The 24,721-nt window shown below is 72.3% G+C and carries 23 protein-coding genes; 9 read left to right on the top strand and 14 right to left on the bottom strand.

Annotated elements, in window-relative coordinates; translation table 11 throughout:
• Nucleotides 1-45: 45 nt before the first annotated feature.
• The gene (gene ald / locus AB0C27_RS32280) at nt 46-1,161 is read right to left on the bottom strand and encodes an alanine dehydrogenase (protein WP_357851587.1); all 1,116 of its coding nucleotides are present in this window, start codon (nt 1,159-1,161) and stop codon (nt 46-48) included.
• A gap of 151 nt (nt 1,162-1,312) precedes the next feature.
• On the opposite strand from ald, the gene AB0C27_RS32285 reads away from it, so the two are divergent.
• The gene (locus AB0C27_RS32285; protein ID WP_357851590.1) at nt 1,313-2,257 is read left to right on the top strand and encodes an excalibur calcium-binding domain-containing protein; all 945 of its coding nucleotides are present in this window, start codon (nt 1,313-1,315) and stop codon (nt 2,255-2,257) included.
• 9 nt (nt 2,258-2,266) lie between these two features.
• On the opposite strand, the gene AB0C27_RS32290 is transcribed toward AB0C27_RS32285, so the two are convergent.
• From AB0C27_RS32290 to AB0C27_RS32300, 3 genes are read right to left on the bottom strand one after another with little or no spacing between them, the layout of a single operon-like run.
• The gene (locus tag AB0C27_RS32290) at nt 2,267-3,652 is read right to left on the bottom strand and encodes an NCS2 family permease (protein WP_357851593.1); all 1,386 of its coding nucleotides are present in this window, start codon (nt 3,650-3,652) and stop codon (nt 2,267-2,269) included.
• A 55-nt stretch (nt 3,653-3,707) separates the two neighbouring features.
• A complete protein-coding gene (locus tag AB0C27_RS32295; protein ID WP_357851596.1) occupies nt 3,708-3,941 on the bottom strand; it encodes an EF-hand domain-containing protein in 234 nt (77 codons plus the stop codon).
• Complete coding sequence (locus tag AB0C27_RS32300) at nt 3,925-6,192, bottom strand: molybdopterin cofactor-binding domain-containing protein (protein WP_357851599.1); 2,268 nt, start codon at nt 6,190-6,192, stop codon at nt 3,925-3,927. The genes AB0C27_RS32295 and AB0C27_RS32300 overlap by 17 nt, the downstream gene beginning before the upstream one ends.
• 94 nt (nt 6,193-6,286) lie before the next feature.
• Between AB0C27_RS32300 and AB0C27_RS32305 the strand changes: the two genes are divergently transcribed.
• Nucleotides 6,287-7,792 carry a helix-turn-helix domain-containing protein gene (locus AB0C27_RS32305; protein WP_357851601.1) on the top strand — a complete coding sequence of 502 codons (1,506 nt, stop codon included), beginning with the start codon at nt 6,287-6,289 and terminating at the stop codon, nt 7,790-7,792.
• Nucleotides 7,793-7,818: 26 nt separating this feature from the next.
• On the opposite strand, the gene AB0C27_RS32310 is transcribed toward AB0C27_RS32305, so the two are convergent.
• On the bottom strand, nt 7,819-10,656 hold the full coding sequence (locus AB0C27_RS32310) for a BTAD domain-containing putative transcriptional regulator (RefSeq protein WP_357851604.1): 2,838 nt from the start codon (nt 10,654-10,656) through the stop codon (nt 7,819-7,821).
• Nucleotides 10,657-11,120: 464 nt separating this feature from the next.
• Between AB0C27_RS32310 and AB0C27_RS32315 the strand changes: the two genes are divergently transcribed.
• The 4 genes from AB0C27_RS32315 to AB0C27_RS32330 all read left to right on the top strand — a co-directional run bounded on the left by AB0C27_RS32315 (nt 11,121) and on the right by AB0C27_RS32330 (nt 15,698).
• Nucleotides 11,121-12,404 (top strand): helix-turn-helix transcriptional regulator, encoded by a 1,284-nt coding sequence (locus tag AB0C27_RS32315; RefSeq protein WP_357851607.1) that lies wholly within the window; start codon nt 11,121-11,123, stop codon nt 12,402-12,404.
• A 46-nt stretch (nt 12,405-12,450) separates the two neighbouring features.
• The gene (locus AB0C27_RS32320) at nt 12,451-13,128 is read left to right on the top strand and encodes a copper resistance CopC family protein (protein WP_357851609.1); all 678 of its coding nucleotides are present in this window, start codon (nt 12,451-12,453) and stop codon (nt 13,126-13,128) included.
• Nucleotides 13,125-15,101 carry a cytochrome c oxidase assembly protein gene (locus AB0C27_RS32325; protein WP_357851612.1) on the top strand — a complete coding sequence of 659 codons (1,977 nt, stop codon included), beginning with the start codon at nt 13,125-13,127 and terminating at the stop codon, nt 15,099-15,101. The genes AB0C27_RS32320 and AB0C27_RS32325 overlap by 4 nt, the downstream gene beginning before the upstream one ends.
• Nucleotides 15,102-15,308: 207 nt before the next feature.
• Nucleotides 15,309-15,698, top strand: coding sequence for an ATP-binding protein (locus AB0C27_RS32330; protein ID WP_357851615.1), 390 nt, complete (start codon nt 15,309-15,311; stop codon nt 15,696-15,698).
• 113 nt (nt 15,699-15,811) lie between these two features.
• Here AB0C27_RS32330 and map read toward each other — a convergent pair whose 3' ends face one another.
• Nucleotides 15,812-16,660 carry a type I methionyl aminopeptidase gene (gene map, locus AB0C27_RS32335; protein WP_346109735.1) on the bottom strand — a complete coding sequence of 283 codons (849 nt, stop codon included), beginning with the start codon at nt 16,658-16,660 and terminating at the stop codon, nt 15,812-15,814.
• Between the two features lie 32 nt (nt 16,661-16,692).
• Between map and AB0C27_RS32340 the strand changes: the two genes are divergently transcribed.
• On the top strand, nt 16,693-16,869 hold the full coding sequence (locus AB0C27_RS32340; protein ID WP_326626525.1) for a hypothetical protein: 177 nt from the start codon (nt 16,693-16,695) through the stop codon (nt 16,867-16,869).
• Nucleotides 16,870-16,889: 20 nt separating this feature from the next.
• Here the strand turns inward: AB0C27_RS32340 and AB0C27_RS32345 are convergent, their stop codons facing one another.
• Together AB0C27_RS32345 and AB0C27_RS32350 are read right to left on the bottom strand one after the other, a co-directional pair.
• Complete coding sequence (locus tag AB0C27_RS32345) at nt 16,890-17,636, bottom strand: cyclase family protein (RefSeq protein WP_357851619.1); 747 nt, start codon at nt 17,634-17,636, stop codon at nt 16,890-16,892.
• Nucleotides 17,633-17,887, bottom strand: a complete 255-nt coding sequence (locus AB0C27_RS32350) for a hypothetical protein (protein ID WP_357851622.1) — start codon at nt 17,885-17,887, stop codon at nt 17,633-17,635. Before AB0C27_RS32350 ends, AB0C27_RS32345 begins: the two co-directional genes overlap by 4 nt.
• Nucleotides 17,888-17,960: 73 nt before the next feature.
• Here AB0C27_RS32350 and AB0C27_RS32355 point away from each other — a divergent pair, with 73 nt between their 5' ends.
• Nucleotides 17,961-18,926, top strand: a complete 966-nt coding sequence (locus tag AB0C27_RS32355) for a LysR family transcriptional regulator (RefSeq protein ID WP_357851625.1) — start codon at nt 17,961-17,963, stop codon at nt 18,924-18,926.
• On the opposite strand, the gene AB0C27_RS32360 is transcribed toward AB0C27_RS32355, so the two are convergent.
• Complete coding sequence (locus AB0C27_RS32360; protein WP_357851628.1) at nt 18,923-19,501, bottom strand: hypothetical protein; 579 nt, start codon at nt 19,499-19,501, stop codon at nt 18,923-18,925. The two genes, AB0C27_RS32355 and AB0C27_RS32360, sit on opposite strands and share 4 nt — an antisense overlap.
• Nucleotides 19,502-19,643: 142 nt before the next feature.
• Here AB0C27_RS32360 and npdG point away from each other — a divergent pair, with 142 nt between their 5' ends.
• The gene (gene npdG / locus AB0C27_RS32365; RefSeq protein ID WP_357851631.1) at nt 19,644-20,297 is read left to right on the top strand and encodes an NADPH-dependent F420 reductase; all 654 of its coding nucleotides are present in this window, start codon (nt 19,644-19,646) and stop codon (nt 20,295-20,297) included.
• Nucleotides 20,298-20,428: 131 nt separating this feature from the next.
• Here the strand turns inward: npdG and AB0C27_RS32370 are convergent, their stop codons facing one another.
• Genes AB0C27_RS32370 through AB0C27_RS32390 form a run of 5 tightly spaced genes read right to left on the bottom strand, consistent with a single transcriptional unit; the run spans nt 20,429 to nt 24,721 of the window.
• Nucleotides 20,429-21,034, bottom strand: coding sequence for a response regulator transcription factor (locus tag AB0C27_RS32370; protein ID WP_357851634.1), 606 nt, complete (start codon nt 21,032-21,034; stop codon nt 20,429-20,431).
• A complete protein-coding gene (locus tag AB0C27_RS32375; RefSeq protein WP_357851637.1) occupies nt 21,031-22,266 on the bottom strand; it encodes a histidine kinase in 1,236 nt (411 codons plus the stop codon). Before AB0C27_RS32375 ends, AB0C27_RS32370 begins: the two co-directional genes overlap by 4 nt.
• Nucleotides 22,267-22,298: 32 nt before the next feature.
• Nucleotides 22,299-23,018 (bottom strand): ABC transporter permease, encoded by a 720-nt coding sequence (locus tag AB0C27_RS32380; protein WP_357851640.1) that lies wholly within the window; start codon nt 23,016-23,018, stop codon nt 22,299-22,301.
• Nucleotides 23,015-23,989 carry an ABC transporter ATP-binding protein gene (locus tag AB0C27_RS32385; protein WP_357851643.1) on the bottom strand — a complete coding sequence of 325 codons (975 nt, stop codon included), beginning with the start codon at nt 23,987-23,989 and terminating at the stop codon, nt 23,015-23,017. Before AB0C27_RS32385 ends, AB0C27_RS32380 begins: the two co-directional genes overlap by 4 nt.
• 45 nt (nt 23,990-24,034) lie before the next feature.
• Nucleotides 24,035-24,721 carry an alpha/beta hydrolase gene (locus AB0C27_RS32390; RefSeq protein WP_357851646.1) on the bottom strand — a complete coding sequence of 229 codons (687 nt, stop codon included), beginning with the start codon at nt 24,719-24,721 and terminating at the stop codon, nt 24,035-24,037.

Here is a 24,721-nt window from a genome sequence, read left to right on the forward strand (position 1 = left end):
ACTGTTCGGGCGCTCGATGAACAGACCCCAGGGGGAACCGGTCGCTCAGCCGAGGATCTCCCGCGGCGGCATCCACTCCAGATCGTGCGCCTGGGCCACGGGGCGGCTGGTCAGCCGCCCCTCGTGCGTGTTCAGGCCGGCGGCCAGGCTGGCGTCCTCGCGCATGGCGCGCCGCCAGCCCAGGTCGGCGATGCCCAGCGCGTACGGCAGTGTCACGTTCGTCAGCGCGAACGTCGAGGTGTGCGGCACGGCGCCGGGCATGTTGGCCACGCAGTAGAACAGCGAGTCGTGCACCCGGTACGTCGGCCGCTCGTGCGTGGTCGGCCGCGAGTCGGCGAAGCAGCCGCCCTGGTCGATCGAGATGTCCACCAGCACCGAGCCCGGCTTCATCCGGCTGACCAGGTCGTTGCTCACCAGCTCAGGAGCCTTGGCGCCGGGCACCAGCACCGCGCCGATGACCAGGTCGGCCTCCAGCACCGCGCGCTCGATCTCCAGCATGTTGGAGGCGATCGTCTGGCAGTGGCCCTGGTAGATCAGGTCGGCCTGGCGCAGCTTGTCGATGTTCCTGTCCAGCAGCATCACCTCGGCCTGCATGCCGAGCGCGATGGCGGCGGCGTTCATGCCGGACACCCCGGCCCCGATCACCACGACGTGCGCCGCGCGCACCCCCGACACGCCGCCCATCAGCACGCCCCTGCCGCCCTGCGAACGCATCAGGTGGTAGGCGCCCACCTGCGCCGCCAGCCGCCCGGCCACCTCCGACATGGGCGCGAGCAGCGGCAGCGCGCCGCCGGGCGTCTGGACGGTCTCGTAGGCCACCGCGGTGCAGCCCGAATCCAGCAGCGCCCGCGTACAGGCGGCGGAGGCGGCCAGATGCAGGTAGGTGAACAGCACCTGGCCCTTGCGCAGCCGGTGGTACTCCTCGGCGACCGGCTCCTTGACCTTCATCACCAGGTCGGCCGTGCCCCAGAGCTCGTCGGCGCCGGGGACCAGGACGGCGCCCGCCCCGGCGAAGTCGGCGTCGGGGATCGCGGAGCCCGCGCCGGCGTCCGCCTCGACGAAGACGCGGTGGCCGTGCCGGACGAGCTCGTGCACGCCGGCCGGCGTGAGCGCCACCCGATATTCGCTGTTCTTGACCTCGCGCGGTACTCCGACCTTCATGGGACAGCTCTTCTCGCCGGACGTGCCTTCCTGCTGTGTTTCTTCCCCTCAGTTCACAGATCAGTGAGGATTGTCCGGCTGATTACCCCGGTGCGGCTTCTCCTCGATAGGCTCACCGGCAGCCCGAACATCAGGATGGGATTCGTCATCGATGGACAAGCCGGAAGAGCCGCCGCTGGCGGACCCGGGGGAGCCGAAGGCCAGCAGACTCACCACCATCGTGCTGATCGTCTCGCTCGTCCTCGTCGTGCTCGTCGCAGGCGTGCTCGGCACGGTCGCCGTCCTCATGACCAGGAGCCCTGACACGCCGCTGCTCGGCGGCACACCCCCGCAGCACCTGGCCGTGCCCATCCACTTCGCGCCGGTCAGGGAGACCAAGGTCGCGCCCTGCCCCGGCGACCCTGCCGTGCTCGACGAGCAGCAGCGCACCTGTTACCTGCTCGAAGACGGCGTCACGGTCGGCGCCGTGCAGCGGATCGAGGCCGTGCGCGGCAACGACGGCCAATACTCCGTGCGCATCGCGATCGCGCCCGCGTTCAAGGACCGGCTGGTCGAGCTCATCGACGAGCTGGTGCCCGACCAGCGGGCGGTGGCGATCGTGCTGGCGCCCGAGCAGGCTGACCGGCCCAAGGTCGTGCTGGCCGCGCCCATCGTCACCCAGCAGATGAACGGCGACAGCGTGAGCATCTCCGGCCTCACCAAGGAGGACGCCGACGCGCTGGTCACCCGCCTGATGGGCGGCACGCCGAGCGCGAACCCGACCGGCACGAGCCCGGCCGACGCGGGCACCCCCAGCCAGGGCACTCCCGACCAGGGCACCCCCGGCACGGGCAGCCCCGACGTGGGCACCCCCGGCACCGGCACGCCCCAGCAGCCGACCGGCCCCGCGACGACCGGCCCGGCCGCGACCGGTCAGCCCGGCGGCACCACCTCGCCCGCGACGGGCGGCCGCGCCCTCGACAAGCGCTACGCCTCCTGCAAGGAGGCCGTGGCGGCCGGCGACGGCCCCTACTACCGGGGCACGCACGAGGAGTACACCTGGTACGTCGACGCCGACGCCAACGGCGTGGCCTGCAACAGCGCCGACATCCGCTAGAGGCATCCGTCAGGCGAACAGTTCCTCCAGCCAGTCGATGCCGAAGTAGGCCAGGAAGACCAGCGTGACCACCCACAGCAGCCAGGGGATCTCCGCGAAGCGCCCCTTGACCGCCTTGATCAGCGTGTAGACGATCACGCCCGCGCCCACCCCGTTCGTGATCGAGTACGTGAACGGCATCAGCGAGATGGTCAGGAAGGCCGGCACGGCCAGGTCCAGGTCGTTCCATGGCACGTTCTTGCTCTGCGTCATCATCAGCGCCCCCACCAGCACCAGCGCGGGCGCGGCCGCGGCGGCGGGCACCACCGCCGCCAGCGGCGTGAACAGCAGCGTCAGCCCCAGCAGCGCCCCCGTCACGACGCTGGCCAGGCCGGTACGCGCGCCCTCGCCCACGCCTGCGGCCGACTCCACGAAGACGGTGTTGGCCGAGGAGCTCGTCGCGCCGCCCACCATGCCGGCCACGCCGTCCACGGTCAGGATCCGGCCCAGCCGGGGCACCCGGCCCTCCTGATCCACGAGACCGGCCTCGTCGCTGACGCCGATGATCGTGCCCATGGCGTCGAAGAAGCCCGACAGCACCAGCGTGAACAGCACCACGGTGGCCGTCAGCGCCCCCGCCGTCACGAAGCCGCCGAACAGGTCGAACTGGCCGACCAGCCCGAAGTCCGGCGCCGCGACCAGCGACTCGGGCACGCGCGGGGCCACCACGCCCCAGTCGGCGGGGTCGACGGCGGTCAGCGAGTTCACCAGGATGGCCAGGAGCGCGGTGACGGCGATGCTGATGAGGATGGCGGCGGGGATCCCGCGGACGTACAGGAGGATCATCAGCAGCAGGCCGAAGCAGAACACCGCGACCGGCCAGCCGGTGAGGTGCCCGGTCGCGCCGAGCTGCACCGGCGTGCCCGAGCCCCGCGCCACGAAGCCGGCGTCCACCAGGCCGATCAGCGCGATGAACAGCCCGATGCCGACGCTGATCGCGTGCTTGAGCGCCAGCGGGATCGCGTTCATGATCAGCGTGCGCAGGCCGGTGACCGCGAGCAGGATGATCACGGCGCCTTCGAGCACCACCAGGCCCATGGCCTGCGCCCACGTCATGTGCGGGGCGGCCTGGTAGGCGACGACCGCGTTCAGCCCGAGCCCCGCGGCCAGCCCGAAGGGGGCGTTGCCGACGAAGGCCATGAGCAGCGTGGAGATCGCCGCGGCCAGCGCGGTGGAGGTGGTCAGCTCGCCGATCGAGAGCCGGGCGCCGGTGACGTCCTTGGCGCCGGCCAGGATGATCGGGTTGAGCAGGATGATGTAGGCCATTGCCACGAACGTGGTCACTCCGCCGCGCACCTCACGGCCGACGGCGCTGCCCCGGCCGCTCAGCTCGAAGAGTCGGTCGAGCACCGGCATTCCCCCTCGTGTGATCAGGGGGAATGCCGGGTGGCCTACCCAGGGTGGGCGGCGGTCAAGCCTTCTCGTGGCGGCCGTGGCCCACCAGGGCGACGAACTCCTCCAGCTTGACCGTGCCGTCGCCGTCGCTGTCGGCCGAGCGGATGAACGCCTCGATCTCGCTCTCCGACGCGCCCTGCCCGCCCAGCGCCTCGTTGGCCTGCCTGATCTCGTCGGCGGTCAGCAGCCCGTCGCCGTCGGAGTCGAACCGTCTGAACTCCGCCTCGGCCGCCTCATGCGCGCTTGTCATCGGATGCCCCCTTTGTCGAGCTTTCATGGAACGTACCGCTGTCGAACAAGGCGATATCTTCCGGCCTGATCGGAACACGAGTCAACCGGAGTCCCGTAGCCGCTCTGACGGCGGCGGCGATGGCAGGGGTGGAGGACAGAGTGGGGGGCTCTCCGGCGCCGCGCAGCCCGTACGGGGCCGACGGGTCCGGATTTTCCAGGATTTTCATCGTCATGGGCGGCATGTCGAGGATGGTGGGGATGAGGTAGTCGGTGAACGACGGGTTCAGTACCTGGCCGTCGCGGACCTGGATCTCCTCCATCAGCGCCAGGCCGAGCCCCTGCGCCGAGCCGCCGTGGATCTGGCCCTCCAGCGCCTGTGGGTTCAGGATCCGCCCCACGTCTTGAACGGCCGCCAGCTCGACCACCTTCACCAGGCCCAGCTCCACGTCCACGTCCACGACCGCCCGGTGCACGCACAACGCCAGCTGCGTGTGCGAGTCGCCCTGCCCGGTCAGCGGGTCCATCGGGTATGTGGGCCGGTGCCGGTACTCGCGCGTCTCCTCGATCGGCCCGAACCGCGCCAGCGCCTCGGCGGCCGGCAGCCCCTCGAACCGCTTGCGCACGGCCTCGCAGGCCGCCTTGACCGCGCCTCCCGTCACGTACGACTGCCGCGAGGCCGAGGAGGAGCCCGCCGAGCCGACCGAGGTGTCGGCGGCGGCCACGGTCACATTCTCGACGCCCAGCTCGGTGCGGGCGATCTGGGCCTGCACCGTCACCAGCCCCTGGCCCACCTCGGCCGCCGCCGTGTGCACGGTGACGTGCGGCTCGCCGCCGATCAGCACGGCCCGCACCCGGGCCGTGGAGTAGTCGTCGAAGCCCTCGGAGAAGCAGATGTTCTTGATCCCCACGCCGTAGCCGACGCCCCTGCGGACGGACTCGCCGTGCGTGGTCTGCGAGACGCCGCCCGGCAGCCCCCGCAGGTCTCGTGTCGGCTCACCGGGCGGCAGCGGCATCGTCTCCAGGTCGCGCAGCATCTCCGCCAGCGGGGCGGGCGCGTCGATCAGCTGGCCGGTGATCAGCCGGGAGCCCTGGGAGACGGCGTTGCGCACCCGGATCTCGATCGGCGACAGGCCGCACGCCTCGGCCAGGCGATCCATCTGCGACTCGTAGGCGTAACACGCCTGCACCGCGCCGAACCCGCGCATCGCGCCGCACGGCGGGTTGTTGGTGTAGACGCCGGTCGCGTCCACGCGCACGTTCGGCACCTCGTACGGGCCCACCCCCAGCGAGGCGGCGTTGCCGACGACGGCGGGGGAGGAGGAGCAGTACGCGCCGCCGTCCAGCAGGATGTCCGCCTTGACGTAGACCAGCCGGCCGTCACGGGTGGCGCCGTGCTCGTACCGCATCCGCGCGGGATGGCGGTGCACGTGACCGAAGAACGACTCCTCCCGGCCGTAGACGATCTTGACGGGGCGGTTCAGCCGCAGCGCCAGCATGCACGCGTGCACCTGCATCGACAGGTCCTCGCGGGCCCCGAACGCGCCGCCCACGCCCGACAGCGTCAGGCGCACCTTGTCCTGGGGCAGGCCCAGGCAGGGCGCGAGCTGGTCGCGGTCCACGTGCAGCCACTGGGTGGCGATGTAGAGGTCCACGCCGCCGTCCTCGGCGGGCACGGCCAGGCCGGACTCGGGGCCGAGGAACGCCTGATCCTGCATGCCGACCTCGTACTCGCCGGTGACGACCACCTCGGCCTCGAACGTGTCGCCGCGCCGTACCGGCTGGTGGCGCACGAAGTGCTGGGAGCGCCGGGGGTCGGTGATGGCCTCGCGCGGCTCGTACTCGACCACGATGGCCGCCGCCGCCCTGCGGGCCGTCTCCGGATGGTCGGCCCCCACCAGCGCCACCGGCTCGCCTTGGTAGCGGACCTGGTCGATGGCCAGCACGGGCTGGTCCTTGTGCTCAAGGCCGTAGAACTTCTCGCCCGGCACGTCCTCGTGCGTCAGCACGGCGAACACGCCCGGGATGCGCAGCGCCGGGCCCACGTCGATGGAGCGGATCCACGCCGACGGGTGCGGGCTGCGCAGCGTCGCCCCCCAGACCATGCCGTCCAGCCACAGATCGGAGGCGTACGCGAATTCGCCGGTCACCTTGAGCGTGGCGTCCGGCCGCCGCGCGCTCTCCCCGACGCCGGTGACCGGGGTGCCCGTGTACGTGGTCCCCGTGCTTGTGGTCCCCGTGTCTGTGGTCCCCGTGTCTGAGGTCTGGGTCATCCTCCGAGTAGAGCACCGCCCGGCGGGCAGACCTATGCGCCCGACGTGAAATCGCGGTCATCGCTTGTCATATCGGGCTTGTATATTCCTCCAAGTGCGCATCTCCGACCTGCTGGCCATCGACGACCTGCGCCTGACCCTGCTCACCGGCGACCCCGGCCGCGAGTTCGGCACCGTGCACATCACCGACCTGCCCGAGCCCGGCCGCTACCTCGGCGGCGGTGAGCTGGTGCTGACCGGGCTGATGTGGTGGCACGCCCCGGCCGACTCCGCCCGGTTCGTGGCCGCGCTGACGCGGGCCGGGGTGGCCGCGCTGGGCGCCGGCCGGGCCTGGCTGGGCCACGTGCCCGACGACCTGGTGGCGGCCTGCGCGGAGGCCGGGCTGCCGCTGGTGGACGTGCCGGTCGAGGTCTCCTTCCGTACGCTGGCCGAGCTGGTCGCGCCCCGGCTGGCCGGTGACGTGCGCGACGCGCTGGGCCGCCACCGCCGGCTGGTCGCCGCCCTCGCCGAAGGGGCCGACCTGACCGAGCTGTTCCGGGTGACCGCCGCCGAGCTGGGCGTCACCGGCGCCGTCCTGTCCGCCTCCGGCGAGGTGATCGTGGGCTCGGCCGGCGATCCCGTGGGGCTGGCGAAGGCGTACCTGGCCGCGCCCCGGCTGCCCGCCGTCGCCGGCGAGCACACGATCTTCGCCGTCGGGCGCGGCCACCGCGCCGCCGGCTGGGCGCTGGCCTGCGACGGCGACCTGCTCGGCCGGGCCGACCTGGGCTACGAGCTGGCCGCCTGCGTGGGCCTCGAACGCGGCCGGATCGAGGAGGGCCGCAGGGTCGAGCGCCGCCTGGCCGGTCAGCTCGTCGCCGCCGCGCTGACCGAGGCCGACGTGTCCGAGCTCAACGCCAGGCTGCGCATGTGCGGGATCGACGCGGCGGAGCCGTACGCGGTGGTGGACGTCGCAGCGTCCACCCAGGGGCCCACACAGGGCGCCACCCGCGGCCCCGACCCGGCCACGCTCGGCGGTCAGATCGTTGAGGAGCTGCTCGGCCGCGAGGTCGTGGCCGCCGCCGGAGCCGGCGGGGCGGTCGCCGTCGTGCCGCTGCGCGAGAGCACCGCCGACGGGCTGGCCGCCCGGCTGCGCGCCGGCGTGGCCGTGCTCTCCGCGCTGCCGGGCACCCGCGTGTGCGCCGGCCTCAGCGGCGCGCTCACCGGCGCCGCCGCGCTCAAGGGCGGCGTCGAAGAGGCCGGGCACGCCCGCCGCCTGGCCGAGGTCCGCGACGGCGGCGTGGTGACCAGCGACGAGATCTACACCCACGCGCTGCTGCTGGCCACCGTGCCGGGAGACGTGCGCCGCTCCTTCTCCTCCCGGCTGCTGTCGCCGCTGCTCGACTACGACCGCAGGCACCAGTCCGACCTCGTGCGCACGCTCGGGATCTTCCTCGACCGGGCCGGCTCGTGGAACGCCTGCGCCGAGCTGCTCCACGTGCACGTCAACACCGTGCGGTACCGCATCCGCCGGATCGAGGAGCTGACCGGCAGAGACCTGTCCACGATGGCCGACCGGGTCGACTTCTTCCTCGCGCTCAGGGACACCGCGCCGCCCCGATGACCGCGCCGCCCCGGTGACCGGGCCGCTCAGGTGGTGACCGAGTCTCTGGCCGGTCCCGCGGCCTCGCGCTCCTTGACCGCCCGTTCCAGCCAGTACGCGCTGCCCATGCTCTCGGCCAGCGCGACCGCCTCCGCGCCGCGCCGCATCGCCTCCCGGCCCTGGCCGAGCAGGCGGTGGGCCCGCGCCAGGTAGACCAGGCAGCCCACTTCCGTCATCTTGCTGAACCGGGCGGGCCCCGAGGCGTCGGTGAGCACGGAGAGCGCCGTGGCGAGCTCGCCCAGCTCGATCAGCGCCCTGCCCCTGGCCAGCGCGAACTCCACCAGCCGCAGCCCGTCGCCCGCGCGGCGGGCCATCTCCGCCCCCTCGTCCAGCGCCCCCAGCGCCTCGTCGAACCGGCCCAGCTCGATGCAGACGCGCCCGATCGTCAGCAGCGCGTAGAGCTCCCCGACCCGCGACCCCATGCCGGACGCGATCTCCCGCTGAGCCCGCGCGTGCTCAAGCGCGTCGTCGAACTGCTCCCACTTGACGTGCGTGGAGGCCAGGTTGCCGTGCGCGCGCTGCTCGTTGAACCGGTCACCGAGCTGCCGGGCCAGGCGCAGGTGCTGCTCGCCGTGCTGGAAGACGGAGCGGTCGCCCCTCAGGTACAGGCCCGTCGCGAGGTGGGCGTGCCCCTCCATCGTGATCATCGGGTCGTCGAGGCGGCGCCCCGTCGCAAGCAGCCGTTCGCCGAGCGAGACCAGGTCGGCCACCCGGTAGGCCCGCTGCTGGTACCACCACAGCGCGAAACCGATCGCCGTGCCCGCCCGCGCGATGTCGTCGTCCTGGTCGGCCATCGCCTGGAAGGCGGCGGCGAGCAGGATGGGCTCCTCCTTCCTGAGCCAGTCGTGCGCCTCGTCCGCGCCGCCGAACCTGCGGCCCCGCTCCCTGACCTCCGGATACGCGCAGTGGACCCGGTGCGGCTGGCTGGTGACGGCCGCGGCCCGCGCGGACGCGGCGTAGTAGCCGATGGCCCGCCGCAGCGGCGGCACGCGCTCCCCGGCCTCCATCAGCGCGCCGGCGAACAGCCGCACCAGGTCGTGGATGCGGTAGCGCCCCGGCTCGGTCGCCTCCAGCAGGTGGGCGTCACACAGGCGTTCGAGCGCCCGCTCGACCTGGTACGGCGGCGAACCGGACAGCGCCGTCGCCGCCTCCACGGTGATGTCGGGCACGTGAAGCAGGCCGAGCAGGCCCAGCAGCCGCGCCGCGTCGCCGTCGATCTCGCGGCTGCTGCCGTTGAGCGCGCCCCAGCTGGCCGCCAGGCTCGACCGTACGGCCAGCTCGCCCGCCTCCAGCTCCCGCAGCCGCTGCCGTTCGTCGGTGAGCCGCGCCGTCAGCGCCCCCACGGCCCAGTCGGGGCGGTCGGCCAGCCGCGCGCCGGCGATGCGCAGGGCCAGGGGGAAGCCGTCGCAGAGGCGCGCCAGCCGCGTGGTCTGGCCGAGGTCGGCCGAGACGCGGTCGGCGCCGACGAGCTTGGACAGCATGGCGGTCGCCTCGGCGTCGGACAGCGGGCCCAGCCGCAGTTGAACGCAGTCGTCGCCGGCCACGAGCGACTCCCGGCTCGTCACCAGGACCGCCGTGCCGAGCGGCGCCGAGACGAACGGCCTGACCTGGCCCAGGTCGGCCGCGTTGTCGAGGAGAACGAGGAGCCGCCTGCCCTGCAGCTTGCTCCGCCACAGGGCGGCGGCCTCGTCCTCGTCCACCGGCACGGCGTCGTCGGGCGTGCCGATGCCGCGCAGCAGCCGGCTGAAGATCTCGTGCGAGGACAGCCGGGCCACGTTGGGGGTGCCGCCGCGCAGGTCGACGTACAGCTGCCCCTCGGGGAACCGGTCGCGCACCGCGTGCGCGACGTGGACGGCCAGCGCCGACTTGCCGACGCCCGGCGGGCCGCAGATCACCACGAACGGATGCGGCGGATCCTCGTCCCAGGGGTCGAGCAGCGTCCGCAGCCGGACGATCTCCCGCGAGCGGCCGACGAACGCGAGCAGGTCGCGGGGCAGCTGTCGGGGGATGAGGGGATCGGGCACGGCCGGCCCGCCGGTGCCGGACAGGACGACGCGGTGTGCCTGGCGCAGGCCCGCACCGGGATCGACGCCGAGCTCCTCCGACAGCACGCGCCGGGTCTGCTCGTAGAGCGTGAGCGCCTCGGCCTGGCGCCCGCACCCGTGCAGGGCCAGCATGAGCAGCTCGCGGGGGCGTTCGCGGAGCGGATGGCCGCGGGACAGGTCCTGCAGCTGGGCGAGGCAGTCTCGCGGGCGGCCCAGCCGCAGCAGCGCCTCGGCCCGCGCCTCGACGGCGGTCAGCCGCAGCTCTTCCAGGCGGGCGCGCTCGTCGTCGCAGAAGGGGCCCGGCACGCCGCTCAGCGGCCGGCCGCGCCAGAGGGGGAGGGCCTCGTCGAGCTCGCGCACCGCCGCTTCGAGGTCGCCGGCCCTGCTCGCCCGCGCCGCCGCGGCCACCCGCCCGGCGAAGACGTGGGTGTCGACCTGCTCGGGATCGAGGTTGAGGCGGTAGCCGCCGGCGGTGCGGGCCAGCACCCCGGGGGGCTCGCGCCGACCCCGGCCGGGCTCGAAGGCCCGGCGTAACCCGGCGATGTAGGTGTAGACGCTCTGCGCGGCGCTGGGCGGGGGAGAGTCTCCCCACACGCCCTCGATCAGCTGGGCCAGGGTGACCACCCGGCCGGCCCGGACCGCCAGCATCGCCATGATCGCCTGCTGCAGCGGAGGGCCCGCATCGATACCCGCGCCGTCGAGGGCGCCGGTCACCGGTCCCAGCAGACCTATGGTCAGACCGGCCGCCCTCGGACTCCCGTGATCGACTGTCGGATCCACGTAGGGAGCTTAGACGCTCGTGGAGGCGGCAAGGGCCCCGTGACGCATGTAGAAGAAATGTAGATGCGGTCGATACCTTGTCATTCGACCGTGCTGGGTGTGTATTAGGTCACAGGGGCCCTGTCTGACCGGCCGCTCAGTATGGGCTGCGTGGACGGCAGGTGGCGGGACCAGCGGGTCCTTTCACCGGCCGAGCCATCGCGTGAGACGGACACGAAGTGCGGTACGTGTCCGGGGTGTCGCCTTGTCCTTTCCCGGCATCGGCCGGTTCAGCAGCAACCGATGTCGGTGGCCGCGCTGGAGAGGGAAGACGTCGCGGCACCTGCGGCCGTAACATTACCTCCAAGGGCTACCGCGGCGCCGATCGCGACAGCCAGGATTGACAGGGCAATGCGCATGCGCATGGGGGTTTCTCCCTCGCCTATGTGAGTTGCTCGGACTTATCTTCTCAGGGAGCGGCTGCTGTGACCACATCTGACCTAGTCGGACTCCGTATCAAGACGGTTCGGCGGCAACGCGGCTTGTCACAGGCGCAGCTGGCCCATCCCGAGTTGTCCGACAGTTACGTCTCACTGATCGAGAGCGGTAAGCGTACTCCCACCCCTGCGGTTTTGGAGCTGCTCGCCAACAAGCTGGACTGCTCGCTGTCCTATCTGATCAACGGCGTCACCGCCGAACAGATGGAGGACATCGAGCTCGCCCTCGGCTATGCGCGGCTCGCGCTCGAGAACGGCGAGGTCGCCGAGGCCCGCACGCGTTTCGCGGAGCTCCTGGGAAACAGTAACTTGGCAGGTCTGACCGCGCTGCGTCAAGACGCCGAATTCGGGCTGGCCCTGGCCACGGAGGCCGGGGGAGACCTTGACCAGGCGATCTCCATCATGCTCAAGCTGCGCGAGGAGGAGCTCTCCCCCGAGCGCGCCATCGAGGTGGCCGTGGCGCTGTGCCGCGCCTACCGCGAGAGCGAGCGGCTCAGCGAGGCCGTCGAGGTCGGCGAGCAGCTGCTCAGCGGCAACGCCCGCCAGCCTTGGAACGATCTGCTCGTCGAGCTGGCCGCCACGCTGCTGATGGCCTACTACGAGCGCGGCGACATGCTGCGCGCCAGGCAGTTCGCGGCCGAGCTGCTCAACGCGGCCGACACCCTGGGCACGCCGCGCTCCATCGTGGCGGCCAACTGGAACGCCTCCCTCGTCGCCCGCGCCACCGGCCACAACGACGAGGCCGTGACCTTCATCGAGCGGGCCCTGGCCGTCCAGCTCGAACACGGCCAGCCGCGCAACACCGCCAGGATGCGGGTCCAGTCCGCGCGCACCCGGCTGCGCACCGGCGCTCAGGACCCGATGAGCGTGCGCAACGTGCTGCGCGCGGCCATCACCGAGTTCGAGCAGACCTCCACCAGCACGATCGACCAGGCCGTCCTCTACCTGGAGCTGGCCTGCGCCGAATACATGACCCACGACCTCGACAGCGCCGCCGAGCACGCCGTGGCCAGCAGAAACCTGCTCCCCGAATACGGCCACGTCATGGGCGCCGAGGCCAACCTGCTGCTCGGCCGCATCTACGGCGAGGTCGGCCGGATGGAGGAGGGGCGCAGGCACGCCGCCGCCGTCGAGGGCTGGCTCTCGCCGCTGCCCGACTCCCGCCGCTCGGCCTCCCACTGGTACGCCACGGCCGAGACGATGGAGCAGCTCGGCGACGCCGACGGCGCGGTCGACGCCTACCAGCGCGCGCTCGCCTGCGCGGGATTGTAGAGCGGAGTCCGGACCGGGCAGTGGCGTCGGTAGCCTTGGGGGCGTCATGAAGAGATCCCCGATCGCGGCCCTCACCGCGATGCTCGCCGCCGCCCTGCTCGTGTTCGGCGCCGCGGCCCCCGCGCTGGCGCACGACGTCCTCAAGAGCAGCTCCCCGGCCAAGGGCGCCAAGGTCACCTCGCTCGACGAGGTCAGGCTCGAGTTCAGCGCCAAGATGCGGATGCCGTTCGTCATCGTGCGCGGCGCCGGAGACGCTCAGTACCAGAGCGGCAAGCCCGAGATCGACGGCGCCGTGGTGACGCAGGCGGTCGACGGGCCGCTGCCCGACGGGAAATACACGATCGCCTACCGGGTCGTGTCGTCCGACGGGCACCCGATCGAGGGCGAGATCCCGTTCCGGGTGGAGGGCGCGACGCCGTCCCCCAGCCCCTCGGCCTCTGCCGAAGCCACCGCCACCGGCGCCGCGCCCGCTGAGACGCCCACTGGGACGCCCACTGGGACGCCCGCTGGGACGCCCGCTGAGACGGGCAGCGCCGCGCCGTCGGCGGAGCAGAGCGCGAGCCCGCCGTCACCCGCCGCGAGCGCGCCCGAGAGCCAGGCCGTCGCCGACCGCGCCTCGGCCGGGCAGGACGCCTCCTTCCCCGTCTGGCTGATCGTCGTCATCGGCGCCCTCGTCGGCATCGGCATCGGCTTCCTGCTCAGCGCGCGGAAAAAGCAGCCATGAGCAGGGCCGTGCGCCTCACTCTCGCGGCCTCAGCGGCCGCGATCGCCGCCCTGGTCATCGGCATGATCGCCGGAGGCAGGGCGTTCCCCAGGATCATCCCCGGCCTGCCCGACTCCGGCGCGGTCGTGCGGTGGGGCCTGCCGGTGTCGAAGCTGCTGATGGACTCCGCCGGCGTGGTCACCGTCGGCCTGCTCCTGATGGCCGCCCTGCTGCTGCCCAACGACAAGGGCGTGCTCGGCAAAAGCGCCCTCGACTACGTCAAGGCCGCCTCGTGGGCGGCGCTGGTGTGGGCCGGATCGGCCTTCCTCGCCATCGTCTTCGGCGTCGCCGAGTCCATCGGCAGGACCGTGCCCCAGATCCTCGAACGCACCATCCTGACCAGCTACGCCACCCAGACCACGCAGGGCGTCGCGCTGACGCTCGTGGTGCTGTTCGGGGTGGCCATCGCGCTGTTCTCGCGCGGCGCCATCACGGCCGGCGCCGCCGCCGGGCTGCTGGTGTTCGCGCTCGTCACGCTGCTGCCCGCGCCGCTCACCGGACACACCTCCTCCTCGCCCAACCACGACCTGGCCACCTCCTCGGTCTCGCTGCACCTGCTCTCGCTCGCCCTGTGGGTGGGCGGGCTCGGCGTGCTGGCCCTGCACGCGCTGCGCAAGCAGCCCCAGCTCGACGTGGTCGCCACCCGGTTCTCCCGGATGGCGCTGTGGTGCTACGCCGGAGTGGGGCTGTCCGGACTGTTCGCGCTCGTCGCGCGGCTGGGCGCGCTCTCCGACCTGTGGGTCTCCGAGTACGGCCTGCTCGCGCTGGCCAAGATCGTGGCCTTCGTGCTGCTCGGCTACGTCGGCTACTGGCACCGCCAGCGCACGCTGACCGACCTGCGGGCCGGCAAGCCGCGGGCGTTCACCCGGCTGGCCGGCGGCGAGACGCTGCTCATGTTCGCCACCGTCGGCGTGGCCGTGGCGCTGTCGCGCACGCCGCCGCCCGAATACGCCGTCCCCGCCGACCGGGCCTTCGAACTGCTCGGCTTCCCGCTCCCGCCGCCGCTCACGCTGTCCGGCATCTTCACGATGTGGTGGTTCGACCTGTTCTTCGCCGTCGTGGCGGCCGCTCTGGCCGGCCTCTACGCGGTCGGCGTGATCCGGCTGCTGCGGCGCGGCGACCGCTGGTCGTGGGGACGCACCGCGGCCTGGTACATCGGCGTGGCCCTGCTGGTCTTCTCCACCCAGAGCGGCCTGGCCCGCTACGCCAAGGTCATGTTCGACATCCACATGATCGAGCACATGACGCTGTCCATGGTGGTGCCGATCTTCCTCGTCCTCGGCGGGCCCGTCACGCTGGCCCTGCGCGCGCTCAAGCCCGCGGCCAGGAGAGGCGACCGAGGGCCGCGCGAGTGGATCACCACGATCCTGCACAGCCGCTTCACCAAGGTCGTCACTCACCCCCTCGTCGCCACCGCCATCTTCATCACCTCCACCTACGCGCTCTACTTCACGCCGCTGTTCGAGTCGGCGATGAACGAGCACCTCGGCCACATCTGGATGACCCTGCACTTCCTGATCAGCGGCAGCCTGTTCTTCTGGGTGATCATCGGGGTCGATCCTGGGCCGCACCGGCTCCCGTACGTGTGGCGGCTGCTCATGCTCTTCGTGACCATGCCGTTTCACGCCTTCTTCGGGATCGCGCTCATGATGATGGGCTCCGTGATCGCCTCAGGCTGGTACGAACAGCTCGGCCGCACCTGGGGCGACACCCTGCTGCAGACCCAGCGCGACGGCGGCGCCATCGCCTGGGGGTTCGGCGAGATCCCGACGCTGCTCGTCCTGCTCGCCATCGCCGTCCAGTGGTACAAGGACGACGACAGGCAGGCCCGCCGGGCCGACCGCCGGGCCGACCGGACCGGCGCAGGAGACCCGGAACTCGACTCCTACAACGACTATCTCGCCCGTCTCAACCGCGCTGACAAGGGCGAGTAGCGGTTCGGTCATGGCCTTCTACCTTCCGACTACAAGTCTCTGGACCGACAGGTAGCCTTTCTTACAGGGGAGACGGGCATAACCCCACTGACTAGCGTGCGCAGGCCTTGAGGGGGGCGCGCAGCGCCGGTCGGGGAGCGCTGGAGTGGGGACCGGCGCTGGGCCCGGGTGCCAAGGAAGGCGAAACCATTGTCGGAAGAGACACGGATGCGCGGGGGGCAGAGCCTGGCCGAGGCGCTCGAAAGCTACCTGGCCGAATGGTCGGAACGGACGGGCATCGCGGTCGAGACCTGGGCACTGCCCTCGACCGACGTGCCCTCCCGCGTCTCGAGCGGCGTCATGGCCACCATGCGCGAGGCCCTGTCCAACGTGGAGCTGCACAGCAGGGCCAGGACCGTGTCCATCGCCGTGACGGCCGGCAAGAGCGGGCTGCGCATGACGATCAGTGACAACGGCCAGGGCTTCCCGCTGAGCGGGAACGGGCGGGGGATCGCCAGGATGCGGGCGGCCTTCGCGGAGATCGGCGGCACCCTGTCGGTGAACAGCGTGCTGGGCGAGGGCACGACGGTGACGGGGGTGGTCCCCCGCCACCGCTGACGCGTTCGCCCGCCGGCTCGCTCCGGCCCGGGGCGCCTGCTTCCGGGGCCTCAGGGCCCGAGGTCCGGGGCCTCGGGCCGGTGGGCTCGGGCTGGTGGGCTCGGGCGGCCGGGTCAGGGGAGGGTGAGGATCTCGCTGCCCGTGTCCGTGACGACGATCGTGTGCTCGAACTGGGCCGTGCGCTTGCGGTCCTTCGTCACGGCCGTCCACTTGTCCGGCCAGATCTCGTATTCGATCGTGCCGAGCGTCAGCATCGGCTCGATGGTGAACGTCATCCCGGGCACCAGCTCCACCCGCAGCGACGGATCGTCGTAGTGGGGCACCATGAGGCCGGAGTGGAAGCTGGTGCCGATGCCGTGGCCGGTGAAGTCGCGCACCACGCCGTAGCCGAACCGCTTGGCGTACGCCTCGATGACCCGGCCGACCACGTTGAGCTGGCGGCCGGGCGCGACCGCCTTGATGGCCCGCATCGTCGCCTCACGCGTGCGCTCCACCAGCAGCCGCGACTCCTCGTCCACCTCGCCCACCAGGTAGGTCGCGTCGGTGTCGCCGTGGACGCCGCCGATGTAGGCGGTGATGTCGACGTTGACGATGTCGCCGTCGCGCAGCACGGTGTCGTCGGGGATGCCGTGGCAGATGACCTCGTTGATGGAGGTGCACAGCGACTTCGGGTAGCCCTTGTAGCCGAGCGTGCTCGGGTAGGCGTTGTGGTCGAGCAGGAACTCGTGGCCGATCCGGTCGAGCTCGTCGGTCGTGACGCCGGGCCGGACGTGTCTGCCGACCTCTTCGAGAGCCTGGGCGGCGATCCGGCCGGCCACCCTCATCCGCTCGATGGTCTCGGGGCTCTTCACGTCGGACTCGCCGGTCTTGGGGCGCTTCTTGCCGACGTACTCCGGCCGCTCGATGTGCGCGGGGACCTTTCGCAGGGGCGAGACTCGCCCTGGCTGGAGCAGTGTCGTCATGAAACCTGAGTCTACGGGGCAGAATTGACCTTGTGAGCGAAGGCCAGTGGTGGTTCTGTCTCAAGCACATGCGGGTCGAGCCCGACGAGGGCTGCCCCAACAAGGACCGGATGGGTCCCTACGCCTCGGAGCAGGAGGCGGCGGGAGCACTCCAGCGCGCCGCCGACCGCAACAAGGCGTGGGACGAAGCCGACCAGGACGATGACTGACGGCACGCCGGGGCCAGAAACTACAAGGGGACGATCGCGTATGCCCTGACCGGGAACGTGCCCATGCCGGTGATCATCGGTGGCGCGGCGTGAAAGCGGAAGCCCTCGGTGGGCAGCGCTGCCAGGCCGGTCATGTGTTCCACCAGGGGGATCCCCGCCGCCAGCAGGATCGAGTGCGCGGGGCGTTCACCGTGCGCCGGGGTGTCGTCGATGTTCAGGGAGTCGATCCCGACCAGGGCCGCGCCCTGCTCGGCCAGCCATGCCGCCGACTCGGGGGCGAGGTAGGGGTGGCCGTGCAGGTAGGCGTCGGTGCCGAAGTGCCGGTCCCAGCCGGTGTGGATGAGCACGGCCCGGCCCCGTACGTCCAGCTCCTCGCTGACCCGCACCGCGCGGCCGGCGTCGCTGACGGCGGGCTCCTCGCCGGCGTCCGTCGTGCGCCCGGTGCCGCGCACGTCCGGCTCCGTGCCGGTGTGCCCCGCGTGGCCGGACGTGCGGCCGGGCGCGCGGACGACCAGGCCGGGGAGGTCGGCCAGTTTGGTGAGCGGCACCTGTGACAGGTCGGGGCCGTCGGCGTAGCGGTGGAAGGGGGTGTCGAGGTAGGTGCCGGTGTTGGCGGCCAGCGTGATGGTGCCGATGTGGAACTCCGTGCCCGGCGCGTACACCTTCCGCGAGTCCTCCCTGCTCAGGTGCACACCCAGGCGCGGGGCCGGAATGCCGGGATAGGTGCGCATGCCGTCGGTGATGCGGTGGCTGAGCTCGACGATCATTTGCGCACCGTCCCGATCCGGGCCAGCTTGACCAGGGCCACGACGCCGATGGCGGCCCACACGAGGTTGAGCCCGGCCGACGGCCAGGCGGCGTTGTAGGCGCTGTTGATCATCAGCCCGAGCGAGCCGGCGAGGTTGATGAGCTGGTACGCGGTCCCGTCGCCCGACAGGCGGGAGGACGAGACGAGCGCGTAGCCGGCCAGCAGCAGGGCGGCGCCGAGCCAGCCGACGACGGCGAGCAGGAGATCCATGGCGTCATTGTCGGGATCGCGGGCCCTGTAGCACAAATGAAGGCTCCTTCACTGCGCGCGTAAGCTGACCTGCATGGACATCGACCCCCGGCGGCTGCGCGTCTTACGCGAGGTCGCGCGGCGCGGCGGCGTGATGCGGGCCGCCGAAGCGCTCTACCTGACGCCCTCCGCCGTCTCCCAGCAGCTCGCCCAGCTGGAGCGCGAGGTCGGGCTCGCGCTCATCGACCGCTCCCAGCGCAGCGTGTCGCTCACCCCGGCGGGGCGGGTGCTGGCCGGCTACGCCGAACGGGTCGAGGAGGAGCTGGACGAGGCCAAGCGGGAGCTCACCCGCTTCACCGAGCGCCTGGCCGGGCCGGTGCGCATCGCCGCCTTCCCCACGGTGATCAAGCACGTGCTGGTGCCCGCCATGCGTGAGCTGGCCGTACGCCATCCGAAGATCTCGCTCATCATCCACGAGATCTACGGGCAGCCGGCGCTGCAGGAGCTGCGGCTCGGGGCGGTCGACCTGCTCATCACCGAGCAGGACATGAGCCTGCCCGCCCTGTCGCAGCCGTCGCTGAGCACGCGGCTGCTATACGTGGACGAATACCGCATCGTGGTCCCGCCGGACTGGACGGAGCCGCCGGCCACCGTCGCCGACCTCATCCGGCTGCCCTGGGTGGCGGGCGAGCCGAACCAGGCGTGCGGGCAGGCGCTGGAGCGGCTGGCCGGGCTGCACGGGTTCGAGCCGCGCAAGGTGCACGTCATCACCGAGTTCGGGCCGACGCTGGCGCTGGTGGCGGCCGGGCACGGGGTGGCGATCGTGCCCACGCTGGCGCTGCTCGACGTGCCGGAGGGAGAGGTGCGGGTGAGCGAGGTGCGCGACGTGGGGGCCCGCCGGCTGGACGCCGTCACCCGCGTGAGCCGTACGCGGTCGGGGGAACCCGACCCGGTGCAGGCCGTGGTGATCGGCGCGATCGAGGAAGCCACCGCGGACCTGGCCGCGTCGCTGCGCGGGCGACTGGGAGAGCCGACGGCCGAGCCCGGCGAAGCGGGTTAGTCGGTCAGGCGGGGGCCGCTGACCTTGTCCAGGAGGCTCGCCAGGCGGGCGCGCAGGCCGGGGCGCCGTTCGAGCTCGCCGGCCGCCGCGCTGACCAGGTGCTGCGCCCCGTCGAACGTCACCGGCCCGTCGCGCGGCACCGTGATCGCGTCGTGCGCCAGCCCGGTCAGCTCGGGGTCGCCGCCCTCGATCGCCAGGACGGTGGCCCCGACGCGCCGCGCGTCGTCCACCCGTTCGAGCAGCGGGACCGGCGCCTGCCGTTCGGACAGCACGAACAACGTCTCCCCGCGAGTTGCCTGCTCCAGCCGGTCGAGGCCGACGCGCAGGTGCGGGGGAGCGTCCACCGGCGGCGACCAGCGCACCAGAGTGGGGGCGAGCTGCGGCAGACCGGACAGGCGGGCCTCGTCGGCGAGGTGGGCGGTCACATGCCAGGGCTCCTCGTCGGGGGTGCCCACCACCAGCAGCCCACCCGGCGAACGCGTGGCACGAAGCGCCACGCCCAGCTCGCGGGCGCGGTCGAGCCAGCCGGTCTCGGAGAGCAGTTCGCGCAGGAGTGCCACCGATCCTGAGTCCATCACCCCATGGTGCCTGACGGGCGGGGACGTGGTGACCGATTCAGTGCCGATGCGCGGGCACGAGGTGTGCTCCGCCGGGCGTCGCCGCCGCAAAAAGGGCCCACCCGGATCGTGGGCCCGGCGGGCCTGACATGATCTGGCTATGACAGACGTGAACGGGCTTTCCATCGCCATCCTCGGCGGCACCGGTGACCAGGGGAAAGGGCTGGCGCGGCGCTTCGCGCTGGCGGGGCACCCGGTGCTGATCGGCTCGCGCAGCGCGCAGCGCGCTCAGGAGGCGGCCGACTCCATCGGCGCCGGCGCGACCGGTGACGAGAACGCCGCCGTCGCCGCCCGTGCCGACATCGTGATCGTGGCGGTGCCGTACGAGGGGCACAAGGCGCTGCTGGAGTCCCTCCGGGGCGAGCTGGCCGGCAAGATCGTCGTTGATTGCGTCAACCCTCTCGGGTTCGACAAGCAGGGCGCCTACGCGCTTCCGGTCGAGGAGGGCAGCGCCGCCCAGCAGGCGGCGGCCGTGCTGCCCGACAGCCGGGTGGTGGCGGCGTTCCATCACGTGTCGGCCGTGCTGCTGATGGACCCGGCGGTGGAGAAGGTCGATCTCGACGTGCTGGTGCTGGGCGACGACCGCGAGGCCACCGACCTGGTGCGAGCGCTGGCCGAGGCCATTCCGGGGGTGCGCGGGGTGTACGGCGGGCGGTTGCGCAACGCCCACCAGATCGAGGCGCTGACCGCCAACATCATCTCGATCAACCGCCGCTACAAGGCCCACGCCGGCCTGCGCATCACCGACATCTGACCGTCGACGAGACTGTCTCCGGCGTGGGCGGGCTCACGAGAATGCGCCGCCACCAGTGATCGGCTCACCAGGCATGGGCGGCCACCGGACACAGGTGATCGAGCACGGGTTCGGCGGGCGTTCGGTGGGTGTTACAGCCAGCCGCCGTCCTCGGCGATCCGGATGGCGTCGATCTTGTTGCGGGCTCCCGTCTTGGTGATCGCCCCGGTCAGGTAGTTGCGTACCGTGCCGGGGGACAGGTGGAGGCGGGTGGCGATCTCCTCGGCCGAGGAGCCTCTGGCCGCCTCCCTGAGCACGGTGGTCTCCCTGGGCGTGAGCGGGCTCTCGCCGTACTCCATGGCCGAGGAGACCAGCTCGGCGTCCAGGACGCGCAGCCCGGCGGCGGTGCGCCGGATCGACTCCGCCAGCCGGTCGCCGGGGGCGTCCTTGACCAGGAACGCCTGGATGCCGGCCGCCAGCGCCCTGCGGACGTGGCCGGGCTGGCCCATGGCGGTGAGCACCAGCACCCGGCACGACGGCAGACGCTCGCGGAGCACGGCGGCGGCGGTGATGCCGTCCACCACGGGCAGATCGATGTCGAGAACGGCCACGTCGGGCCGCACGCGCATCGCCTCGGGGACGATCTCGTCGCCTCGGGTCACCTCCGCGACCACCTCGATGTCGGACTCCAGCCGGAGCAGGGCGGTGAGGGCGGCGCGGATCATGTGCATGTCCTCGGCGAGCAGCACCCTGATCATGAGGCGGCCTCCGCCCGGACGGCCACCTCCATGGCCAGCACGAACCCGCCCTGGCCGGTCCGCGCGGCGGCCGCCATACCGCCCGCCTGGGCGGCCCGCTCGGCCAGGCTGATGATGCCGGTGCCCCATGCTCCGGACCCGCCACTGGAGACGGACGCCCCGCCGGCGTCGGACGCGGTGCCAGTGCCAGGCTCGGCGCCGGACTCAGGTCCGGGGGCGGACGCGGACCCGGAGCCAGGTTTGCCGCCGGATGCGGTCCCGGTGCCGGGGTCGGGTGGGGCGCCGTCGTTGGCGAGTTCGAGGCGTACCGTGTCCTCCTGTAGCGACGTCGTGATCGTGCAGGTCGTGGCCCGGCTGTGGCGCAGGACGTTGGTCACGCCCTCGCGTACGGCCCACGCCAGCGCCTCCTCCGACCGCCTCGGCAGCGTCACGTCGGCGAGGTGCGCCTGGACGCTCACCCCGGACGACTCCAGCAGCGCCACCGCCCGGTCGACCTCGCCCGTCAGCGACATGGCCCGATAGCCCCTGACCACCTGACGCACGTCCTGGGCCGCCTCTCTGGCCACCTGCACCAGCTCGCCCACCTCGGCGCGGGCGGTGCCTGGGTCGCGGTCGATGAGGCGGCCGGCCAGGTCTCCCTTGAGCGCGATCGCGGTGAGGCTGCGGCCCAGGCCGTCGTGCAGGTCGCGGGAGATGCGCAGCCGTTCCTTCAGTACGGCGGCGTCCGCCAGCTCGGCCCTGGCCTGTTCGAGCTCGGCGGTCACCCGGGTGAACCGGACCAGCGCGTAGATCATGGCGCCGGTCGTGGGCACGGTGACCACGTAGAACAGGGTCACGTGGGCGGCCTGCGGGCCCCACCAGAGCAGCGTGCCCTCGTACAGCATGATCAGCCCGACCGCCGCGCCGCCCCAGCGCAGCGGCAGGTAGACCAGCAGCGTGCCGGCCAGCAGCGGAGTGGTCAGCGCCGACATGCCGCCCGGCAGCAGGAAGTCGGGCAGGTACGTGGCCACCGCCTGCAGCACCACCGTCAAGGGGAAGCCCGGCGGGCGCTCGCCGCGCAGGCCCGCCCGCATGTTGACGTAGTGGGTGGCCACCACGACGAGGAAGACCACGACGGCCAGCACGCCGTAGAGCGCGCCCTGGAGGAAGTAGACCAGGGCGATGATCGTGTACGCGCACGAGACGGCCGTGATGAGCGCGCTCGATAGCCGCCGGGCGGACGAGGAGACCACGACGTCGATTATGACCCCCTACGATCTGCCCCCTACGATCGGCGGGGTTCCCAGCGGAACCACAGCCGGACGGCGGTCAGGCCGGCGAGCGCCCACCCGGCCAGGACGAGGAGCGGCACGAGCAGGTCGCCGGTCCTGATGGCGTCCACCACGGCGGTGGTGGGCAGCAGGTCCAGCACCGGCCGCAGCCAGGAGGGCAGCGGGATGGGGCCCATCGCGCCCGCCGACACTCCGGCCACCAGGAAGACGGGCATGGTGAAGGCGGCGGCCAGCTCAGCGCGCGGGACCACGGCCGTGTACGCGGCGCCGAGCAGCGACAGCACGGCCGAGCCCGCGACCACGACGGCGGCGAAGGCGAGCGGGTCCGGCGGGAACGGCACGTCGGCCGCGAACCGCACCGTGACCGCGCACAGCAGGATCAGCGCCACCGTCTGGGTGGCGGTGCCGGCGATCTGGCCCGCCAGGATCTGGCCGTCCGTCAGCCGGGTCGAGCGCAGCCGCTTGAGCACGAGCTGGTCGCGGCGGCTGGTCAGGGCCACCACGATGTTCATGAACGCGGTGATCGCCAGCAGGATCGCGATCGTGCTCTGGAAGATCGCCGTGGCGTTGGCGGCGCCGTCACGGGTGACGTGGCGCATGAGCACGGGCATGCCCACGGCCAGGCCGACCGGCGTGATGACCGAGCCGAACAACATGGACTTGTCCCGCCAGAACAGGCGCGTGCCGAGACGGTAGGTGGTGGCCAGGCTCATCGTGCGTCCTCCGCGAATCGCGAGTTCTCACCGGATCGTGCGTTCTCGCCGGCTCGTGCGTCCTCCGCAAAGCGCGCCTCCGTGGATCGTGCGGTCGGCGCGTGCTCCAGGAAGAGGTCCTCCAGGGTGGCGGCGCGGACCTCCAGGCCCTCCAGCCGCAGCCCGCGCTCGGCCGCCCAGGTGAGCAGCGTCTGCGCGGCCAGGTCGGGGTCGGCGGCCCGGCACACGGCCAGCCCGTCCGCCACGGTGGCCGGCAGCGGCAGCTCATCCGTCCCGACGTGCGCCGGCAGCCGGAAGGCCACCCGCCCGCCCCTGGCCGCGAGCGTCTCGGCCATACCGCCGGAGGCCACGATCCGGCCCTCGTCCATGATCGCCATGGCGGACGCCAGGCGCTGCGCCTCCTCCAGGTAGTGCGTGGTGAGCAGGATCGTGGTGCCGTTCGCGGCCAGGTCGCGGATGACGGTCCAGGTGGCGGCGCGGGCCTGCGGGTCCATGCCGGTGGTCGGCTCGTCCAGGAACAGGACGTCGGGGCGGCCCAGCAGGGCCAGCGCCAGGTCGAGCCGGCGCTTCTCGCCGCCGGACAGCTGCCGCACCCGGGTGCGCGCCCGCGCCGTCAGGCCCGCCAGCTCCAGCGCCTCGTCCCGGGGCCGGGGCGCGTCGGTGAAGCCGCGCCAGGCGTCGACGGTCTGCGCGACGGTCAGTTCGGGGAAGAAGCCGGCCTCCTGCAGCATGATGCCGGTACGCGGGCGTACGGCGGCCCGCTCGGCGTACGGGTCGTGACCCAGCACCCGCACGCTCCCGCCCCCGGCCCGCTGGAAGCCCGCCAGCACCTCGATCGTGGTGGTCTTGCCCGCGCCGTTCCGCCCGAGCAGGGCGAAGACCTCGCCCTCGCCCACCTCGAACGAGACGCCCCGCACCGCCTCGAATCCCTGATGGCTCTTACGGAGCCCGTTCACTTCGATGGCTGTCATGCGCACCACTGTCGCCGGGCCCCGTCGCCCGCGACAGTGAAGAATTCACGACTTCCTGGACAGCTTGAGCAGCGCGTCCGTCACGCCCTCGGGATCGACGATCTGGTGCAGGTGCAGCCCGGGCAGGCGGGTCACCGGCCAGCCCCGCCGGGCCGCCTCCTCCGCCGCCGCGTCGTAAGGGGGCCCGAACCACAGGAACGAACACCTGACCTCGTCCCAGCCGGCCGGCACCGGGATCGCCTGCGTGTAGTAGTCGAGCGGCAGCCTGGGCTGCTCCGCCGCGACCCGGATGCGGACGGCGGGGTCGGGCAGCATGGCCACCACGTCCTCCTCGTCCCACCAGTCGGTCCAGCGGGGCAGCACGCCGTCGGGACCGGCCAGGTCGCGCAGGAACGGCAGGAACTCCTCCTCGGCCGTCCTGACCAGCCCCTGCCTGGGCGGGACGTGCGCGTCGGCGAACACGCAGGCCACCACCCGATCGCCCAGCCCCTCCTTGATCGCGGGCAGGAAGAACCCGGCGTTGCTGTGCACGGCCAGCACCACGGGGGTGTCGGGGGTGGCGGCACGCACGGTCTCCACCACCCTGGGCCAGTAGGGTGCGCCTCCCGCCGAGACTCCGGTCAGGTCGGGCACCACGGCCGCGTGCCCGCGGCGCTCCAGCGACTCGGCCACGGGAGCCCACGTCGAGGGCCCGACGGAGGGGCTGTGCACGAGTACGAACGTCGTCTGCAT

This window comes from Nonomuraea sp. NPDC048882, assembly GCF_040649755.1.
Taxonomy (GTDB): domain Bacteria; phylum Actinomycetota; class Actinomycetes; order Streptosporangiales; family Streptosporangiaceae; genus Nonomuraea; species Nonomuraea maheshkhaliensis.

Excerpts from the sequence above, each read along its gene's own strand:
- ald (WP_357851587.1), bottom strand. The coding sequence starts at position 1,161 with ATGAAGGTCGGAGTACCGCGCGAGGTCAAGAACAGCGAATATCGGGTG.
- AB0C27_RS32285 (WP_357851590.1), top strand. The coding sequence starts at position 1,313 with ATGGACAAGCCGGAAGAGCCGCCGCTGGCGGACCCGGGGGAGCCGAAG.
- AB0C27_RS32290 (WP_357851593.1), bottom strand. The coding sequence starts at position 3,652 with ATGCCGGTGCTCGACCGACTCTTCGAGCTGAGCGGCCGGGGCAGCGCC.
- AB0C27_RS32295 (WP_357851596.1), bottom strand. The coding sequence starts at position 3,941 with ATGACAAGCGCGCATGAGGCGGCCGAGGCGGAGTTCAGACGGTTCGAC.
- AB0C27_RS32300 (WP_357851599.1), bottom strand. The coding sequence starts at position 6,192 with ATGACCCAGACCTCAGACACGGGGACCACAGACACGGGGACCACAAGC.
- AB0C27_RS32320 (WP_357851609.1), top strand. The coding sequence starts at position 12,451 with ATGAAGAGATCCCCGATCGCGGCCCTCACCGCGATGCTCGCCGCCGCC.
- AB0C27_RS32325 (WP_357851612.1), top strand. The coding sequence starts at position 13,125 with ATGAGCAGGGCCGTGCGCCTCACTCTCGCGGCCTCAGCGGCCGCGATC.
- AB0C27_RS32330 (WP_357851615.1), top strand. The coding sequence starts at position 15,309 with ATGCGCGGGGGGCAGAGCCTGGCCGAGGCGCTCGAAAGCTACCTGGCC.
- map (WP_346109735.1), bottom strand. The coding sequence starts at position 16,660 with ATGACGACACTGCTCCAGCCAGGGCGAGTCTCGCCCCTGCGAAAGGTC.
- AB0C27_RS32345 (WP_357851619.1), bottom strand. The coding sequence starts at position 17,636 with ATGATCGTCGAGCTCAGCCACCGCATCACCGACGGCATGCGCACCTAT.
- AB0C27_RS32350 (WP_357851622.1), bottom strand. The coding sequence starts at position 17,887 with ATGGATCTCCTGCTCGCCGTCGTCGGCTGGCTCGGCGCCGCCCTGCTG.
- AB0C27_RS32355 (WP_357851625.1), top strand. The coding sequence starts at position 17,961 with ATGGACATCGACCCCCGGCGGCTGCGCGTCTTACGCGAGGTCGCGCGG.
- AB0C27_RS32360 (WP_357851628.1), bottom strand. The coding sequence starts at position 19,501 with ATGGACTCAGGATCGGTGGCACTCCTGCGCGAACTGCTCTCCGAGACC.
- npdG (WP_357851631.1), top strand. The coding sequence starts at position 19,644 with ATGACAGACGTGAACGGGCTTTCCATCGCCATCCTCGGCGGCACCGGT.
- AB0C27_RS32370 (WP_357851634.1), bottom strand. The coding sequence starts at position 21,034 with ATGATCAGGGTGCTGCTCGCCGAGGACATGCACATGATCCGCGCCGCC.
- AB0C27_RS32380 (WP_357851640.1), bottom strand. The coding sequence starts at position 23,018 with ATGAGCCTGGCCACCACCTACCGTCTCGGCACGCGCCTGTTCTGGCGG.
- AB0C27_RS32385 (WP_357851643.1), bottom strand. The coding sequence starts at position 23,989 with ATGACAGCCATCGAAGTGAACGGGCTCCGTAAGAGCCATCAGGGATTC.
- AB0C27_RS32390 (WP_357851646.1), bottom strand. The coding sequence starts at position 24,721 with ATGCAGACGACGTTCGTACTCGTGCACAGCCCCTCCGTCGGGCCCTCG.